General features: G+C 47.2%; 13 protein-coding genes. 9 read left to right on the forward strand and 4 right to left on the reverse strand.

The features are described 5' to 3' along the window. The first annotated feature begins 181 nt into the window (after positions 1 to 181). The 8 genes from ACQY6I_RS23655 (at position 182) to ACQY6I_RS23690 (ending at position 11,237) form a co-directional block, all read left to right on the forward strand. A complete protein-coding gene (locus ACQY6I_RS23655; RefSeq protein WP_428244079.1) occupies positions 182 to 1,966 on the forward strand; it encodes an aminopeptidase P family protein in 1,785 nt (594 codons plus the stop codon). A gap of 142 nt (positions 1,967 to 2,108) precedes the next feature. Beyond that, positions 2,109 to 2,807, forward strand: coding sequence for a YjjG family noncanonical pyrimidine nucleotidase (locus ACQY6I_RS23660; protein ID WP_428244080.1), 699 nt, complete (start codon positions 2,109 to 2,111; stop codon positions 2,805 to 2,807). Positions 2,808 to 3,710: 903 nt separating this feature from the next. After that, on the forward strand, positions 3,711 to 4,262 hold the full coding sequence (locus ACQY6I_RS23665) for a GspH/FimT family pseudopilin (RefSeq protein ID WP_428244082.1): 552 nt from the start codon (positions 3,711 to 3,713) through the stop codon (positions 4,260 to 4,262). Between the two features lie 17 nt (positions 4,263 to 4,279). Then, complete coding sequence (gene pilV, locus ACQY6I_RS23670) at positions 4,280 to 4,726, forward strand: type IV pilus modification protein PilV (RefSeq protein ID WP_428244083.1); 447 nt, start codon at positions 4,280 to 4,282, stop codon at positions 4,724 to 4,726. Positions 4,727 to 4,745: 19 nt separating this feature from the next. Beyond that, positions 4,746 to 5,804, forward strand: coding sequence for a PilW family protein (locus ACQY6I_RS23675; RefSeq protein WP_428244084.1), 1,059 nt, complete (start codon positions 4,746 to 4,748; stop codon positions 5,802 to 5,804). A gap of 12 nt (positions 5,805 to 5,816) precedes the next feature. Continuing rightward, the gene (locus ACQY6I_RS23680; protein ID WP_428244085.1) at positions 5,817 to 6,422 is read left to right on the forward strand and encodes a pilus assembly PilX family protein; all 606 of its coding nucleotides are present in this window, start codon (positions 5,817 to 5,819) and stop codon (positions 6,420 to 6,422) included. A 16-nt stretch (positions 6,423 to 6,438) separates the two neighbouring features. Beyond that, positions 6,439 to 10,782 (forward strand): pilus assembly protein, encoded by a 4,344-nt coding sequence (locus ACQY6I_RS23685; RefSeq protein ID WP_428244086.1) that lies wholly within the window; start codon positions 6,439 to 6,441, stop codon positions 10,780 to 10,782. An 8-nt stretch (positions 10,783 to 10,790) separates the two neighbouring features. Next, positions 10,791 to 11,237, forward strand: a complete 447-nt coding sequence (locus tag ACQY6I_RS23690; protein WP_428244087.1) for a type IV pilin protein — start codon at positions 10,791 to 10,793, stop codon at positions 11,235 to 11,237. A 94-nt stretch (positions 11,238 to 11,331) separates the two neighbouring features. Here the strand turns inward: ACQY6I_RS23690 and ACQY6I_RS23695 are convergent, their stop codons facing one another. Next, positions 11,332 to 12,024, reverse strand: coding sequence for an L-ribulose-5-phosphate 4-epimerase (locus ACQY6I_RS23695; RefSeq protein WP_428244088.1), 693 nt, complete (start codon positions 12,022 to 12,024; stop codon positions 11,332 to 11,334). Between the two features lie 2 nt (positions 12,025 to 12,026). After that, positions 12,027 to 13,673, reverse strand: a complete 1,647-nt coding sequence (locus ACQY6I_RS23700) for a ribulokinase (protein WP_428244089.1) — start codon at positions 13,671 to 13,673, stop codon at positions 12,027 to 12,029. 285 nt (positions 13,674 to 13,958) lie between these two features. Here ACQY6I_RS23700 and araC point away from each other — a divergent pair, with 285 nt between their 5' ends. After that, positions 13,959 to 14,825 (forward strand): arabinose operon transcriptional regulator AraC, encoded by an 867-nt coding sequence (gene araC, locus ACQY6I_RS23705; protein ID WP_428244090.1) that lies wholly within the window; start codon positions 13,959 to 13,961, stop codon positions 14,823 to 14,825. 178 nt (positions 14,826 to 15,003) lie between these two features. On the opposite strand, the gene ACQY6I_RS23710 is transcribed toward araC, so the two are convergent. Continuing rightward, positions 15,004 to 15,471, reverse strand: a complete 468-nt coding sequence (locus ACQY6I_RS23710) for an ASCH domain-containing protein (RefSeq protein ID WP_428244091.1) — start codon at positions 15,469 to 15,471, stop codon at positions 15,004 to 15,006. 546 nt (positions 15,472 to 16,017) lie between these two features. Continuing rightward, positions 16,018 to 16,257 carry a hypothetical protein gene (locus tag ACQY6I_RS23715; protein WP_428244092.1) on the reverse strand — a complete coding sequence of 80 codons (240 nt, stop codon included), beginning with the start codon at positions 16,255 to 16,257 and terminating at the stop codon, positions 16,018 to 16,020. Between the last annotated feature and the right edge of the window lie 413 nt (positions 16,258 to 16,670).

The raw sequence follows: 16,670 nt of genomic DNA on the forward strand, positions 1-16,670 counted from the left end.
GTCATGCATTTTTGTGTCCAATCACGCGTCAGATTGACGGAATACAATAAAGCCTGATGACGCGGCAGGCAGGCGCTCACAAAACTGAATACATTGTGAGTAAATTTTTTCACAGAACTTGGCTTTTAGCGTCTCTCAGGAGATATTTAGTTCTTTAATATCGGATAACAGGTGTTTAAACATGTCAGATGTTGCGTCAAAACTCACGCAGGTTCGCGAGCAAATGGAGAAACTAGGGTTGGATGCCCTGATTGTCCCGCGTGCTGATGAGTACCTAGGCGAGTATATTCCAGCTTACAACGAGCGTCTGCGCTGGATCAGCGATTTCACCGGATCTGCTGGCATGGTTATTGTTCTCAAGGATCGTGCAGCTATTTTTGTGGACGGTCGTTATACCGTTCAGGTTCGTCAACAAGTTAATGAAGACCTGTTTGATATTTTTCATCTCATTAAAGATCCGCAGCCCGAGTGGCTAAGCCAACAGCTGAAAAGTGGTGCGAAGGTAGGGTTTGATTCCAGAACAGTAACACCCGCCTGGTACGAAAAATGCTCTGAAATACTTGCCGGTGCTGATATTCAGTTGCTGGACACCGAAGCCAATCTGATTGATCTGTGCTGGCACGATCGCCCCAAGCCCATCGTCAATAAAGCCCTGTTGCTGGACAAAGCGTTTACGGGCATGACCAGTGTTGATAAACGCGACAAAATTGCAGGATTGATTAAAGACAAGCAAGCCGACGCTGCTCTGATCTTTGCAGCCGATTCATGTAACTGGTTGCTAAACATCCGAGGTCGGGATATTCCGTCACTACCAATTATTCTGGGCATTGCTGTATTACATAGTAATGGCAATATGGTATTTCATTGCAATCTCAACAAATTGCCCGCGGGCATTGAACAACACGTTGGTATTGGCGTCACTTTTAAAGAGGAAAGTGAACTGAGCGATACCCTGAATCTTCTGGCTGGCAAGCAGGTTATCGTAGACACTGATACAGCCAATGCCTGGTGCATGTTAAAACTCCGGCAAGTGGGAGCGAAAATCATCGAGTCCGACGACCCGGTCATTGAACCCAAGGCCTGTAAAAACCGTGTTGAAATACAGGGGTTCAAACAGGCACATATTCGTGACGCTGCCGCCGAAATCGAGTTTCTCTGCTGGCTGGACAATATTGTTACCGAGGGCCAGCGGCCAGATGAGGCGAGCCTGTCAAATTATCTGTTCAATTGCAGAGCCCGGCAGAAATTTTTTGTTGAGGTCAGCTTTGATACCATTTCCGCCGCTGGCAGTAATGCAGCCATGTGTCACTATAATCACGTAGACGGCACACCCGCCAAATTACCTGATAACGGCATCTATCTGGTCGACAGTGGTGGCCAGTATTTTGATGGAACAACGGATATCACCCGGACAATAGCCATCGGTAATGTGACCGAGACCATGAAACGCAATTTTACCCTGGTACTCAAAGGTCATATTGCGTTGGATCAGGCCCGTTTCCCGGAGGGTACCACCGGTTCTCAACTCGATGTTCTGGCCAGACAGTATTTATGGCAGCAAGGACTGGACTTTGATCATGGCACCGGTCACGGTGTGGGGCATTTTATGAGCGTGCACGAAGGTCCTCAACGCATCAGTCCAAAAGGCAACAACGCCACCTTAAAAGAAGGCATGGTGATCAGTAATGAGCCTGGCTATTACGAAGACGGCAGTTATGGAATCCGCTGCGAAAACCTGATGTTTGTCACCCGGGATGAAGCAATCAGTTCTGATAGCAAAACCTTCTATCGATTTGAAGCCCTGACACTGGTTCCTTTTGATCTGCGCCTGGTTGAGCGTTCATTGTTAACAGATAACGAAGCCATGTGGTTGAATAATTATCATCAGAAGGTGTATGACACCATTTCTCCGTTGCTGACAGATGAGCAACGCACATGGCTGAAAAACGCCTGCCGCGGAATCTAATATCGAAGCACAGGGATGTGCAGAATCATTCCGTTAACAACGAATCAATACCAACCCTTTGACACCAAAGGGTTTCCTCTCTATAACACCCGCCTTCAACCGAACACACCAGTAGTTTCCCACTAATTATCAGGTTAATAGGATGCTTATGCAGTACCAGTGGTTTCTTTTTGATATTGACGACACTCTATACGACCACCGGGGCACCGAAGCTAACGCCCTGACCAAAACGTTTGAAGACTTCGGTCTGGAGTTTAAGGAAGAGTTCCGTCCTGTTTACAAGCAAATAAATACTCGCCTGTTCACCCAGATGGAACAGGGCCATATAGATGCAGCCACAGTTCAGGTACAACGATTCAAAGACCTGTTTGCACAATTGGAACTCGACTTCAAACCTGTTTCGCAATTATCTTCACACTACCTGGAACAGCTGGCAACGTGCAGCACGATACTTCCTGGAGCGCTTGAAACCATCGAGCAGCTGGCCAAATACAGTCAGGTGGCACTACTGACCAACGGCTTCACAATTGCGAAGCACAAGCAGATCTCCATTTCGCCTCTCAAACCCTACATCAAGTATCTGTTTATTTCAGAAGAAATTGGCTATGCCAAACCCAGCTGGGAGGTTTTTGATTATTCATTTGCCAAAATGGGCCGTCCCGAGCGATCCAAAGTACTCATGGTCGGTGATTCCTTGCAAACCGATATTCGAGGAGGGAATCGCTATGGTATTGATACCTGCTGGATCAACCGCAACCACGTTGAACGCTCATCTGATATCACTCCCACCATAGAAATCAGTGATATAGGGCAACTGATGTCCATGCTCGATTCAGAGTAAACAAGTGGGTGAATAAATATTGGAAGCTTGCATTTATTTTAGAATAATCTAATATTTAGAAAAATTTATGTTTCTGGAGGCAGACACATGAGCAAGCATCAAACTCCGCAAAACACAGCCAGCAGTCTTGACAGAGACAAGCGTCGGATGATGGTTTCAGCCAATCGCAGTGCTGCCCGGCATCGAGTCAGATATATTGAGACATCAGGCCCAAAAACCGAATGTACGGTATGTGAGATAAGTCCCTCCTGAAAAAGCATTTCCTGTTCGAGGTTGTAAACTTACTTGGAGCCAATGGCTCCTTTTTTGACAATAATGCGCTTGTTTTGCTCGCCCGATGCAAAATATTTCACCACAATACGCCCCCCTCCCTCTGAACTGCTTATAACAGACAGAGCGCCTTCTAATACTGCTGAGTTTTCCTATTTTTCATTGGTGATCGCGATATACAAGCAGGCAACCTTGTAACCATTTTGCCCTATCATGTAATCGACAAGCCAATACATTAAATAGCATAATCTTACAAAATGTATCGTTATTGACCTGCACTGTTGGCACTCAAATAATTACCAAAATAACAAACACTTAAAACCCTTGACTAATACTTATATCTGGTTATCCAGCAAACAGCTGAAACTACTGTTTTAAAAAAATTGTCAAATCATCAATAACTGGTGAATGTTTATCGTTTTATCATGACAACCGTTTTTATAATTGCATTTATAAGACGCTGTTCACGATATTCGGAATAGTTTCGGGCTGGAGGTTGTCTAGATCTGTTTCTATGCTATACCGAAAGGTAACATGGCATAAACTTGGTTAAGCTCTGGACGGTTGGTTGTACTCTCCTGATTTATTGAATAAAAAAACGGAGAAGAAGCATTATATTTTTGAGGTCACTAAATGCGTTTTTCAAAAGGTTTTACGTTAATTGAGTTACTCGTGACCATAGCAATTATGGCAATACTGGCAATGATTGCCGCCCCCAGCTTTGTGCAACAGATACGTAGCAATTATGTCGTTGCGACCACAACCAAATTGCAGGACGCCTTGTCTTTTGCGCGTTCGGAAGCGATTAAACGATCAGCATATATCACTATCTGTTCTTCCAGTAATGGAAGCACCTGCCTCACCTCGCCCGACTGGACCAAGGGATGGCTGGTATTTGTCGACAACGTCAGCAGCGAATCATCAGCATCTGTCAGTGAAGGAACGGTATTACTATACTGGAACGATATTAATACCAACATCGCAATCAGTGCCGTTCGAGGGACCTCCCAGTCACTCAGTTTTTTACGGTTTAACACCATCGGCCTGTTGGCTAAGTTGAGCGCCAGCGATACCGATATACGCACGTTCAAAATACAAACCAATGGCTGTTCAACGAGTAAAGCCCGGATGATCACCGTCGGATATGCCGGCGTGATTAACTTCGCCAGCGCCACATGCAGTTAGGTAGCACCATGAGAACAATGCACACACAAACTGGAACCAGCATGATCGAAGTGTTAGTGACCGTTGTTATTTTGTCAGTTTCATTGCTGGCCATGGCTGCCATGCAAACCCAATCCGTCAAACTCAATCAAAGCGCACTGCTACGATCACAGGCCAATATCATGGCTTATGAAATCATGGATCGTATCCGGATCAACCGCGGCAAAGACAGCATTAACATCACCAGTTATACCGCTGATTACGACGCCACACCATCCGGGAATGCAATGGCTGTCCAGGATGTCAGGAGCTGGCGTAACAATCTGGCCAGCACTTTGCCAGCGGGTAAAGGTGCTATCAATTGCGTGGCAGCAACCCGGCTATGCAAAATTTCGGTTAAATGGTCTGAAGAGCAGATATTTGGTGCTGCTGGTACTGGCAATCCCGATGCAACCACTGAGTTTGTGTATCAAACCAATATATAAGAAGAGACAGGCGCTTTATATGTATAAAGGCATTCGCAATCAAACTGGATTATCCCTGGTAGAACTGATGATAGCCCTGACTCTGGGACTGGTGCTCACCGGTGGGGTCATTATGACCTTCATATCTACCAAAGGGATGTACACGACACAACAGGGTTTATCCCAAATTCAGGATACCGGCCGGCTGGCTGTTGAATTTCTTGAAAAAGACATTCGTATGGCCGGTTATATGGGGTGTGCAACACGCGCTACCACGATGACGATTACCAATACCCTGAACAACTCAAGCGATTATAAATATGCTTTCCAAACAGCGATTCAGGGATACACCGCCGCTACGTTACCCAATGGCACTTTAACCAAAACTCCTGTCGCCGATACTGATATCGTGGTGATCCGCTCTGCCGGCAGTTCAGGCGTACAGGTTTCGAAAAATAACGACGCTGCACAAGTCTTCGTAACCAATACAGGGGTAGAAGCCGGTGGCTGTGGAGGTAACAAAAACAGAGTCAGCGGTATTTGTGAAGGGGATATTCTGGTGGTAACGGATTGCTCCAAGGCACGTATTTTTCAGGTCACAAACGTTACTCAAAGCGGTAATGAGGTCAACCTGGTACACAGCAATAGCGGTAGTTCTCCGGGCAATGCCATATCCAGCTGGGGAGGGAACTCCATTGATCCGGAAGAATCATTTGGTGCCGGCTCAGAAATAATGACTGTAACCACTTCTGTCTACTTTATAGCAACCGGAACTTCCGGGCGTCCCAGCCTGTGGAAAAGCCAGAATGGCATTGAATTTGAACTACTTCCCGGCGTCGAGGATCTGGCCATTAGCTATGGTGTTGACACCGATGCTTCACAGGACTTTATCCCTAACAGCTACCAGGCCGCCAGCAGCGTAGTGGATTGGAACAGGGTTGTGTCGACTCAGATCTCACTGCTGATTGCCAGTACAGAAAACAACGTTCTGCCGGAAGCGCAGAGCTATACATTTGATGACACGACGGTAAAGCCCTCAGACAAACGTCTACGCCGGGTATTTTCCAGCACCGTTGGCATTCGCAGTCGACTCAATTGACCGGAGCTCTTTATGTTTTACAGAGATAAACCTGTTGCAGTTTATCGCCAGCAGGGCGTAGCACTACTTGTTGGCCTGGTGATGCTGCTACTGCTTACGATTATTGTGCTGGCCGCCGTTCGCGGTACCGATTTGCAGGAACGAATGGCCGGGAACATGCGCGACAGAAACCTGGCCTTTCAGGCAGCCGAAGCCGCCTTGAGAATTGGTGAGGAATCTTTGCAGAAAGATGTTCTGCCAAGCTTCACCGGCAGCACCGCGGGATACTGGCCGGACCTCAACGACGATGGCAACAAAGGTACGCTGACGGTAGGCAGCTGGCCATTTATGTCTGGTACTTCAGGACCTTATCGTCTGCGCCCGGTACTTTGGACAGACGATCAATGGGCCAACAACAGCGTACAACTACCTGCTGATACCATTACCGGTGTGAGTGAGCAGCCCAGATTCACCATTGAAAAAATTATCGTCTCCGCACTGGAAGCCAGTCAAGGCGGCGGCATCGATATTGAAAGCACCGAAAAATATGCAGATTACGAGTATTACCGAATCACTGCCCGGGGAGTGGGCGTTTCCGGTCAATCGACTGCTGTTGTTCAATCCACTTATATTCCTTAGCAGAGTTTCATAGACCATGAAAGCAACCTCAGCATTTATAAAGCTTATGCATCGGGCCATTTCTCCAGCGCTATGTGGATTGTTTATCGTCATAAACTTTCCATCCGCAGTTGCCGAAGTACCCAGCCAAAATCCACTATTTCTCAGCTCTCCTGTTCGACCGATCATGATGCTGAATATGTCCAGGGATCATCAACTGTTCTTTAAACTCTATGATGATTACTCCGATATCACCGATGGTAATAGTTCAACAGACACATTGGACGGAATCCCTGATACGACCTACGTAAACAACTATAGTTACTATGGCTACTTTGACAGTAACAAATGTTACGAATACAACAGTGGTAGCAGTCGTTTTGAACCGAAGTCTTTCACTACCGATCACTACTGCAGTAGTGGTCAATGGAGTGGCAACTTTCTGAACTGGGCCACCATGACACGTATCGATGCGGTACGAAAAATTCTTTATGGCGGTTATCGTATAACCGATACCGCCACAGAAACTGTATTGCAACGCTCCTTTCTACCGAATGACGCACACTCATTTGCAAAGTACTACGCCGGCAGTGATATTAATAAACTGACACCATTCTCCAGCAATAATACCGATTTCGATCCTAAGAAAAGAGGGATTACCATTTGTAATACCTCTGATCCGAGTAACCGTAGCAAGCCCTCTCAACAATTGATTGGCAGCAACGATAAGCCATTAATGCGAGTGGCCAGAGGCAATTTTTCCCTATGGGCCAGTAATGAACGCTGGCAATGTCGCTGGGGAACAGGGACTAACGACAACAACAGTTCAGTGAGTGGAATCAATGCTTATAGCTCTGCGCCTAATACAAACAATAATGGGTTAGGACTTTACGATTATGAAGTTAAGGTAAAAGTCTGCGATGGCAGCCTGATCGACAGCACCAACGATGAGCAATGCAGCGCTTATACCACCTCAACAACGACCCACTATAAACCAACTGGCCTATTGCAAACCTATGGTGAAAATGACTCCATTCATTTTGGCCTGATGACCGGTTCCTACGGTAAAAACAAGTCCGGCGGAGTATTGCGAAAAAAAGTTGGTTCTATCACGGATGAAATCAATAGCGACGGGACATTTAAGACACCTTCTGGCGGTGGTATTGTCAATACTATTAACCTACTGAATATTTACGGCTACAGTTTTTCTAATGGTACTTATTTTGACAACAATTTGTCGGGACAAAATGACAATTGTTCCTGGGCCAAAACCAGTTTCAGCAATGGTACTTGTTCCAACTGGGGTAACCCTCAAGCTGAGATATATCTCGAATCACTTCGGTATCTGGCCGGAAAAAACAACCCCAAATATGCAACCGATGATTCAGGAAGAATCAGTGGACTCACCAGCGTCAGTACCTGGGGAGATCCAATTGATACTACTTCCGATGGCAACTATTGTGCACCACTGAATATCCTGCAGTTCAACACCTCTACGTCTTCGTACGATACTGATGACCTTGGGGCTGCGAGCACTGATTTCTCCGCCGCTATAGATAATTACACCAACCGAATTGGTTCTGCAGAGGGTATTCACGGAGGCGAGTATTTCGTCGGAGAAAACGGTACGGACAATAATCAGTTATGTACAGCCAAAAACATTTCCTCATTGTCATCGGTCATGGGTAGCTGCCCCGAAGCACCTCGCTTGGAAGGTGGTTATGACCTTTCAGGGCTAGCTTTTTTGGCCCGTAAAGACGGGATTGACCAATATCGTGAAAAAGTCAAAACATTTGGGGTCGCACTGGCACCGGCAGTGCCCAAAATAGAAGTCAATGTACCTGGAACAGCAGGCAAAAAGACAGTTGCCATTGTACCTGCCTGTCGAAATACCAGCTTGAACCCTGACGCCAACTGCGCCATTGTTGACTTCAAAGTGGTTTCCCAAACGACTACCGACAGTCTATCCAGCGGCAAGGTTTACGTTAACTGGGAGGACAGTGAACAGGGTGGTGACTACGATCAGGATATGTGGGGTACTCTGGAATACAGCATCACCAGTAGCCAAGTAACCATCACAACCGACGTCGCTGCCCAATCCACCGGCGATAGAATGGGATTTGGTTACATTATCAGCGGCACTACCTCAGATGGTTTTCATGCTCACTCCGGCATCAATAACTTCAGCTATTCAAGCGAATGTTTAAACTGCCAATCTGGCAACAGTGCCACTACAAAAGGATATAATATCGGTACCTCAAGTGGCGAAATTCTAAAGCCAGCCCTATATTACGCGGCCAAATGGGGTGGTTTTGAAGATGATAATATGACCGATAGCGAAATTGCGTCATCCACACCAGCCAATTATTTTTATGCCACTGAAGCCCGCAAGCTGAAAGACTCTCTGGAATCTGCGTTTACTCAGGTCGCCTCTACCATTGGCTCAGTTGCAACGGCAGCTACTAACTCAGCAAGACTCACCGGTAACTCCTATGTTTACCAGGCGCGTTTCAACAGCGATGACTGGAGCGGTCAGCTACTGGCATATCCGATTGATGAGGATGGTAATGTTGATATGACCAGTGACGCTGCCTGGGATACCGATACCACTCTGACTAATTTATCCAGCCGTAAAATTTATACATATGATGGTACTGCTGCTGCCCGTAGCCTGCGTCAACTCAACTCGGCAAACTGGAATAATAATAACCTGCCGGATCTTAAAACTGCGCTGACAAAAGCCTCGGACACTGATGCCACCCTGGCTTTTAAGCGTTTTCAATGGCTGCTCGGCACCGATGACCCAACCTTGCGGCCACGAGATAACGTTCTGGGTGATATTGTCAATTCTGACCCTGCTTTTGCCGGCAGTGCATCTCAACACTATAACGCCTTACCAGCAGCCTATGGCTCTGCCAGCTACAATGCTTATGTCGATCACAAAGGGGGTCGGAATCCAGTCGTTTTTGTTGGTGCCAACGACGGCATGTTGCATGCTTTCAACGCCAGTACTGGTACTGAAATATTTGCCTATGTACCCCGGGCGGTATTTCCCAAACTCGCGACGCTGAGCGATACCGATTATAACCACCAGTATCTTGTGGATGGTCCGCTCTATGTCGGGGATGCTTATCTTAATGATAAATGGCGCACTGTACTGGTCGGTGGTTTCGGTGCCGGAGCGAAAGGTTTTTTTGCCCTGGATGTCACCGACGTTCTGGACGATAACACCAAAGTTCCAGAGGTTATTTTTGATGTCAGCGCCGATGATAGCGGTCTTGCCTATAAAGATGGCCTGGGTTTTGTCCAGAGTCGTCCAATCATTGTTCCTACGGCTGACGGTAACTGGACTGCGGTCTTCGCCAACGGCACCAACAGCACCAGCGGTACTGCCCGGCTTTTCACTATTAACCTTGAAGATGCCACAGACTATCAATCGATTGACACAGAGGCAAAAATTACCGGTGCAGACGATAACGGTTTAACTGGCGCATCGTTGCTGCCAAACGGTCATGGTGTTGCAGTTTATGCTTATGGCGGCGATATCATGGGCAATATGTGGAAATTCGACTTAAGTGCCAGCAGCTCCAACAGCTGGAAAGTTGCCTATAAATCCGGTTCTAAACTCGAACCGCTAATCAAAGTTATTGATAAAGATGGCAAGCCTCAACCCATCACAGCAACACCCACGCTTGGGCTGAACAGTCTGCGCAAGAATACCACCGGCAGTCAGGATGTGGATTCTGTTATGGTCTATTTCGGTACGGGTAAATACTATTCCAACGCCGATGTGGGTGTGGACGATGTACAAAGCCTTTATGCCATTGTGGATGACGGTAACAGTATTGACCTGAGCCAGGCCAACCGCAGCACGCTGCTACACAAAAAGGAAATTACCTCTGAAACCTCAGGCAAGCGAGTCATCAGTGGCGATAGAGACAACGATGACGGCAGTACTGCTGTGGACTGGGAAAATGAGGCAGGATGGTTCCTGGATTTAAAACCACCGGCAGCCAATGTCGATCCTGAAGGCGAGCGTATTCTGACCAAACCTGTGCTGCTCTATGATCGTGTGATTATAACGACCTTTACGCCATCGGATAATCAATGTGATTATGGTGGTGTCGGCTGGCTTATGGAACTGGTCGGCGTCGGAGGTTTATATGACAAAGACTATTCTGTCCTGAATGAGGATGCCAATACCAAACTGGATAATGCTATCCTGAGTGACCTGGTACCTGTGGTCGATAAAGAAACCATTTATCTGCTCGCCAGTGATCTTGGTGATACGGATGGCAATGGCAAACCATCAATCTCAACGTTTGTCGGTAGTGGCGTGAGTGGTTCTAAAGGGCGTATATCCTGGCGGCAGATTAAGTAGAGAAATATATGAAACAGAAATTTTCCGGTTTTACATTAATTGAAGTTATGATCGTCGTTGCCATCATCAGCATTCTGGCGGCGGTTGCTTATCCGAGCTATATGTCCCAGGTTCGAAAGAGCAATCGCAGTGATGCCAAAGTGATATTGAGTAATGTCGCCCAACAACTACAACGGTGTTTTACCGCTGTTGGCACCTACAAGCCATCCACTGCGGGCACATGCTCTGTGGTGGATAGCATTACCGGATCCGGCATCGTTTCTGGAGAAGGTTATTATGTCGTCAAAGTGGCAGACGCCGATCTGACCGCCACCAGCTACCTGTTAAAAGCGACTCCCGTTAGTGGAAAAGTTCAGGCCAATGACACTGCGTGCGCGGTATTCAGCCTAACCCAAACCGGGGTCAGAGGCGCAAGCGACTCCAGTGGTACAGATACCAGCAGCACCTGCTGGTAAAGTAACATTTGTGCCGTTTTAGCGGACAAAGAGCTATAAAAGGAAGAGTTACCAGAGTGCGTTCAGTACTCTGGTAACGATATAACCGAAAGGATTATTTTTGCCCGTAATAGGCATTCTTTCCGTGCTTACGCAGGTAGTGCTTGTCCAGCAGGGTCTGGTTCACACTGCTCACCTGCGGGTTGAGCATCATCGTATGTAAGGCCATTTTAGCAACCTCTTCCACGACTACCGCATTGTGTACAGCATTGTGAGGATCTTTTCCCCAGGCAAACGGAGCGTGCTCACGAACCAGAATACCGGGCACTTCCATCGGGTCACCATCAGCAATGGTTTCTATGATCACGTGACCGGTCTCAAGTTCGTATGCCCCGTTTATTTCATCATCCGTCAGTGCCCGGGCGCATGGAATTTCACCATAGAAATAATCCGCATGCGTGGTTCCCAATGCGGGAATACCTCTGCCAGCCTGCGCCCATGCAGTGGCATACGATGAATGGGTATGAACGATGCCTTTGATCTGTGGATACCGCTTATACAACACGGCATGAGTCGGGGTGTCAGAAGACGGCCGTAAATCCCCCTCGACCACATTACCCTCCAGATCAACGATGACCATTTTCTCAGGCGTTAACTGGTCATATTCGACACCGCTGGGCTTAATGGCAATCAGCCCTGAAGCCTCATCAAAACCACTGACGTTGCCCCAGGTAAAGGTCACCAGCCCGTGCGTCACCAGTTCTTTATTGGCCGCACAGACCTGTTCACGCAATTCTGCTAACAACATAGTTACTCCTTGGCCACGCTCGTTTCAATGAATCCACCCAGCGCCTGATAGCGCTGATAACGTTGGCCATAGAGTGCTGCTTTGTCGGCCCGTGGCTCAAAAACACTTTCGGTTTTACTGGCCAGGGCCTGTTGTGCTGTGGCCACATCAGGGAACACCCCGGCAGCAACTGCAGCAAAAATACCAGCTCCCAAAGCACAACACTGATCGGAGGCTTTGACTTCCAGTGGCTTATTCATGACATCTGCACACAACTGCATGATTACCGCTGATTTTCTGGAAATGCCACCAATCGCAATCACCCGGTTAATCGGCACATCCTGAGTTTCGAAACACTCGTTGATCGCCCGCGCACCAAACGCTGTCGCCTCCACCACGGCATGGAAAATATCCACCGCATCTGAGCCCAGGTTCAGCTGTGAAATGGCCGTGGTCAGCCGCTGATTGGCGTGTGGTGTACGACGACCATTGACCCAGTCCGTAGCCAATGGCTGTTTCAGACTCAGTGGATAGTCTGCCAGCTGTTTTCCCAATTCCGGCAGAATTTTGGCCTCCACACTTTCAGCCAGCTGTGAATCCCCCAGCAATGCCAGCGGCCAGGCCAGCAGGCGCTTGTACCAGGCATAGAAATCACCAAAGGCAGACTGTCCGGCCTCAAGACCCACCATGCCAGGAATGACCGAGCCGTCCACCTGACCACAAATACCAGCAATGGCTTTATCGCCAATAGCATCATAATCCACCACCATAATGTCGCAGGTGGAAGTGCCAATCACCTTAACCAGATCATTCGCAGTGACACCTGCGCCCACAGCGCCCATGTGACAATCGAATGCACCAACGGCCACCTGCACCGTTTGTGATAAACCAAGCTGTTCGGCCCATTCTGCAGTCAGCTGACCCACAGAAACATCGCTGGTGTAGGAGTCCTGGCCGATACGATCAACAAAACCGCTCAACAACGGATCAACTGCCGTGAAAAATGCATCCTCAGGCAGCCCGCCCCAGCGTTCATGCCATAAAATCTTATGTCCGGAAGCACAGCGAGATCGCTTCAATTGTGCCGGGGAGGTCGTACCGGTCAGCGTGGCGGGAATCCAGTCACACATTTCCACGAAGCTATGAATATTGGCGGCAACCTGCGCATCTTCACGGAGTACATGCAGCAACTTGGCCCAATACCATTCGGACGAATAAGTACCGCCTACGTATTGGGTATAGTCGATTGACCAGCTCTTGGCTTTGGCCGTCAACTGCTCAGCTTCAATGATCGCGGTATGATCTTTCCACAACACAAACATCGCATTGGGATTAACTGCAAACTCTTCTTTTAATGCCAGAGCGGTACCATCATGATCAATCGCAATTGGCGTGGAACCAGTGGTATCGACACCGATACCTACGACGGTTTTCATCATCTCTGCGCCGACAATCGGCTGTAAATCGGTAATACAACGGGTCAGGGCCTTAAGGATATCGGCGGGGTGCTGACGATACTGCTGGGCATCCGGCTGACAATATTTGCCCTGCTTCCAGTCTTGATATTCAGCGACACACGATGCGAGTTCGGCGCCGGTTTCTGCATCAATCAGCAGAGAGCGTACCGAATCACTCCCGAAATCCACCCCAATTACTGTTTTCTGAGTCATTATTTTTGTTCCAGGATCAGGCTATAAAGGAGGACAACAATTATGCGGCCTGACATGGACTACATTGTGATAGAAAAAACTGCTGCGTATATTGACAACTACGCTATTATTTTTCAGAATCTTAACTATCTCATTTTTATATTTTCTCATAAATATTTGATTTATAAGTATTTTTTGAGAAATATAGAGCTGTTTGAGTATTAAACGTTGTTTTGGTGTGTATTGAGGTTTAGCATCAATACATGGATATTTCTCCTGCCATAAATCAATAAAAATAAGACGTTTATGCTACATAAGTTTGATACCCGAGAACCGCAGCTGGACCCGTTGAAACCAGGCTATCCGTTTAATGCCCATCTGGTAGCCGGCTCCACGCCAATTCACAAACATGGTGACCTGGACTTCTGGATCAACCGTGCATCCGGCCTGAAAGGTTTCATTATCAACCTGACAGTTGCCGGTACCGGACTGGTATTTCCACGCACTGAAGATGAACGCCGGGTACATCCGGGCGACATGATGCTGCTGCCAACCGGTGTACAACACGACTATGGTCGGGCACCTGAAGTCGATCAGTGGCATCACCGATGGATCTATTTTCGCCCCCGAGCTACCTGGAGCGAATGGCTCAAATGGGCCAACTTGATTGCCGGCGTCGGATTCCTCAGCATTGACTCAGATGCCTCCATGCAACGCATTGAAAGCCTGTTTGAAGATGTCGAACGGGTCAGCCACTCCGAAACCATGTTATCGGAAGAGCTATCCTTCAACCTGCTTGAACAGATTCTGATCCGATGCTGCGAACTCGATACCAATCGCCCACAGTTTCCCATCGACAAACGAATCCACCAGGTCTGCCAATACATCCACGAACATCTTGGCTCCGAACTCAGCATCACCGAATTATCGAAAATCGCCTGCATGTCTAATTCCCGTTTTTCGCATTTATTCAAGCAGCAGCTCGGCGTGCCGGTGCGACAATGGATCGAAGATCAGCGCGTCAGCCTGGCACGACAACTGCTGATCACCACCAACCTGGCAGTTAACCAGGTATCGCGGCATCTGGGTTATCAGGATGCCCTGTATTTTTCGCGGGTGTTTAAAAAGAAACTGGGTGTCAGTCCAAGAGAGTACCGGGAAGGGCATCTGTAAATACCAATACTTAGCCATGATGATAGAGCCCCCGCCAGCAGATGACGGGGGCATATCGCAGTTTTCAATTTATAGCAGCATCCAAATGGTCAGTATTTCTGATAATTACGCTTCTGCCAGACAACACAGATACCATCACACGTCACGAAAACAACTTATCCTCAATATTTCCCGTTAATTACAGCGGATACACTTTTTCAAATCGCTCAAGTACCAATTCTGAAGTTTCGGTGAATTCAGCTCCGATTTCGCTGGCGTATTGCGTAAAAAACTCAATATGGGCTTCACGCCACCACTCGTAAGTTCCATCACCTTCACCTTCTGCCTCTGCAAATTCCCTTGTCACTTCATTAAAAGGGCATGTAGACACTTCGGTTAGCCTGATAATACATACCGGCTCCTGAGCCCAGTTCAACACTACCGTGAGCGCGCCGACTTCAGGAAATGGTTCATTGGCAACATCGTATGCTGCCTTCAAACTGCACGATGCCCGTTTAATGCCGGTATTCACCAGACGGGCACATTCATTGGCGTTAAATTCATCGGCACAAAAGTAGTCCGCTAAAACCAGGGGAATGCTGGAACGCTCTGCATCAGTGAGTGTGTTCAGATATTTATCAAGGTATTCTTGTTGTTTTTCATTCATGTATTTTTCCGGAATTTTTATTAATTTTAATAGTTAAGGCAGGTCATTGTAGTTTAGCGTCGTGCTTCGCACGATCGATTCGAAAATTTGATTATCATAATTACTAAAAACATAAAGCCAGTTACACTTTTCTCATCATAGACCATAAATTTAATACACCATAAATGACATAATTATCTGATGTTTTTCATGGCTTATTGTTGGATAACTGACCGGAAAACAGCACCAAAACCGCATACATTTAACAATGAAAAATACAGCAATATTCCGCATATAAGAAATGTTCTGCATGCTGTCATTATCATTGCTCCAGGGGTTCAGATTCAGGGACCAAATCGCACCTAAAGAGGCATGAATTATCTTTCAATGCCGAGATCACAGCCATCGAACAGCTGCATTTACTAGCAGACCTCTGAAAAATAGGAATAGTTTTGATGCAGGCAAGGAAGCACCATTCGCAACACCGAAATGTACTGGCATAAATGAGAGTGTGAGACTGGGGCTGACAACGTCCTACGCGAAAATAGGCCATTTTTCAGAGTTTCCCTAGGCTTCTTTACCATTAAAATATCTGACATCAATACCCGATACCCATTCTTCATCGGCCATCCGAAAGTTTACCGCTACTCTGGGTTCCGGATCCCCTTCGAAGGTTTGATAATGAGTAATACAACCACAGTGAGCGCAACGCACAAATTCGACTTCTTTATCTCCCCAGATATAAGTCTCAACCCCATATTTTCCGATCGTTGTGTTAACGGCTCCTGGGTCGTAGTAGGCCCACAAAGCGCCATATCTCCTGCATATAGAACAATTACAGGAAGTGATTTGTTTAGGTCGTTCAACAGTGAAGTGAATATTTTCGCAGTGACAGGTTAATTCCATTTTTGTAATCCTATTCTGGTATGAGTTCTTAGAAGGACCGCCAAAACAACGATCCTTTCAATTGGCCCAGAATTACAAGTTCAGGATATTGGATTTGAGCTCTGAAATACAATGATTCGCAGACAGACGCAACTCGTATTTCAATCTCGCAGCATGATTATCCAATAATTCACCCTAGGTGGGCGCTTTATCATCTTTTTCGGGCACACTCACTTGAACAGAATCCTTCAGCGATCAGTTTCTTGGAGTGACCGTCAATTTACCGTAAGGGGCCTCGTCCAGTGAACCCGGTTACGAACGACACTTTTGTCTGC

Source organism: Gynuella sp. (genome assembly GCF_050297175.1).
In the GTDB taxonomy this organism is placed as follows: Bacteria; Pseudomonadota; Gammaproteobacteria; order Pseudomonadales; family Natronospirillaceae; genus Gynuella.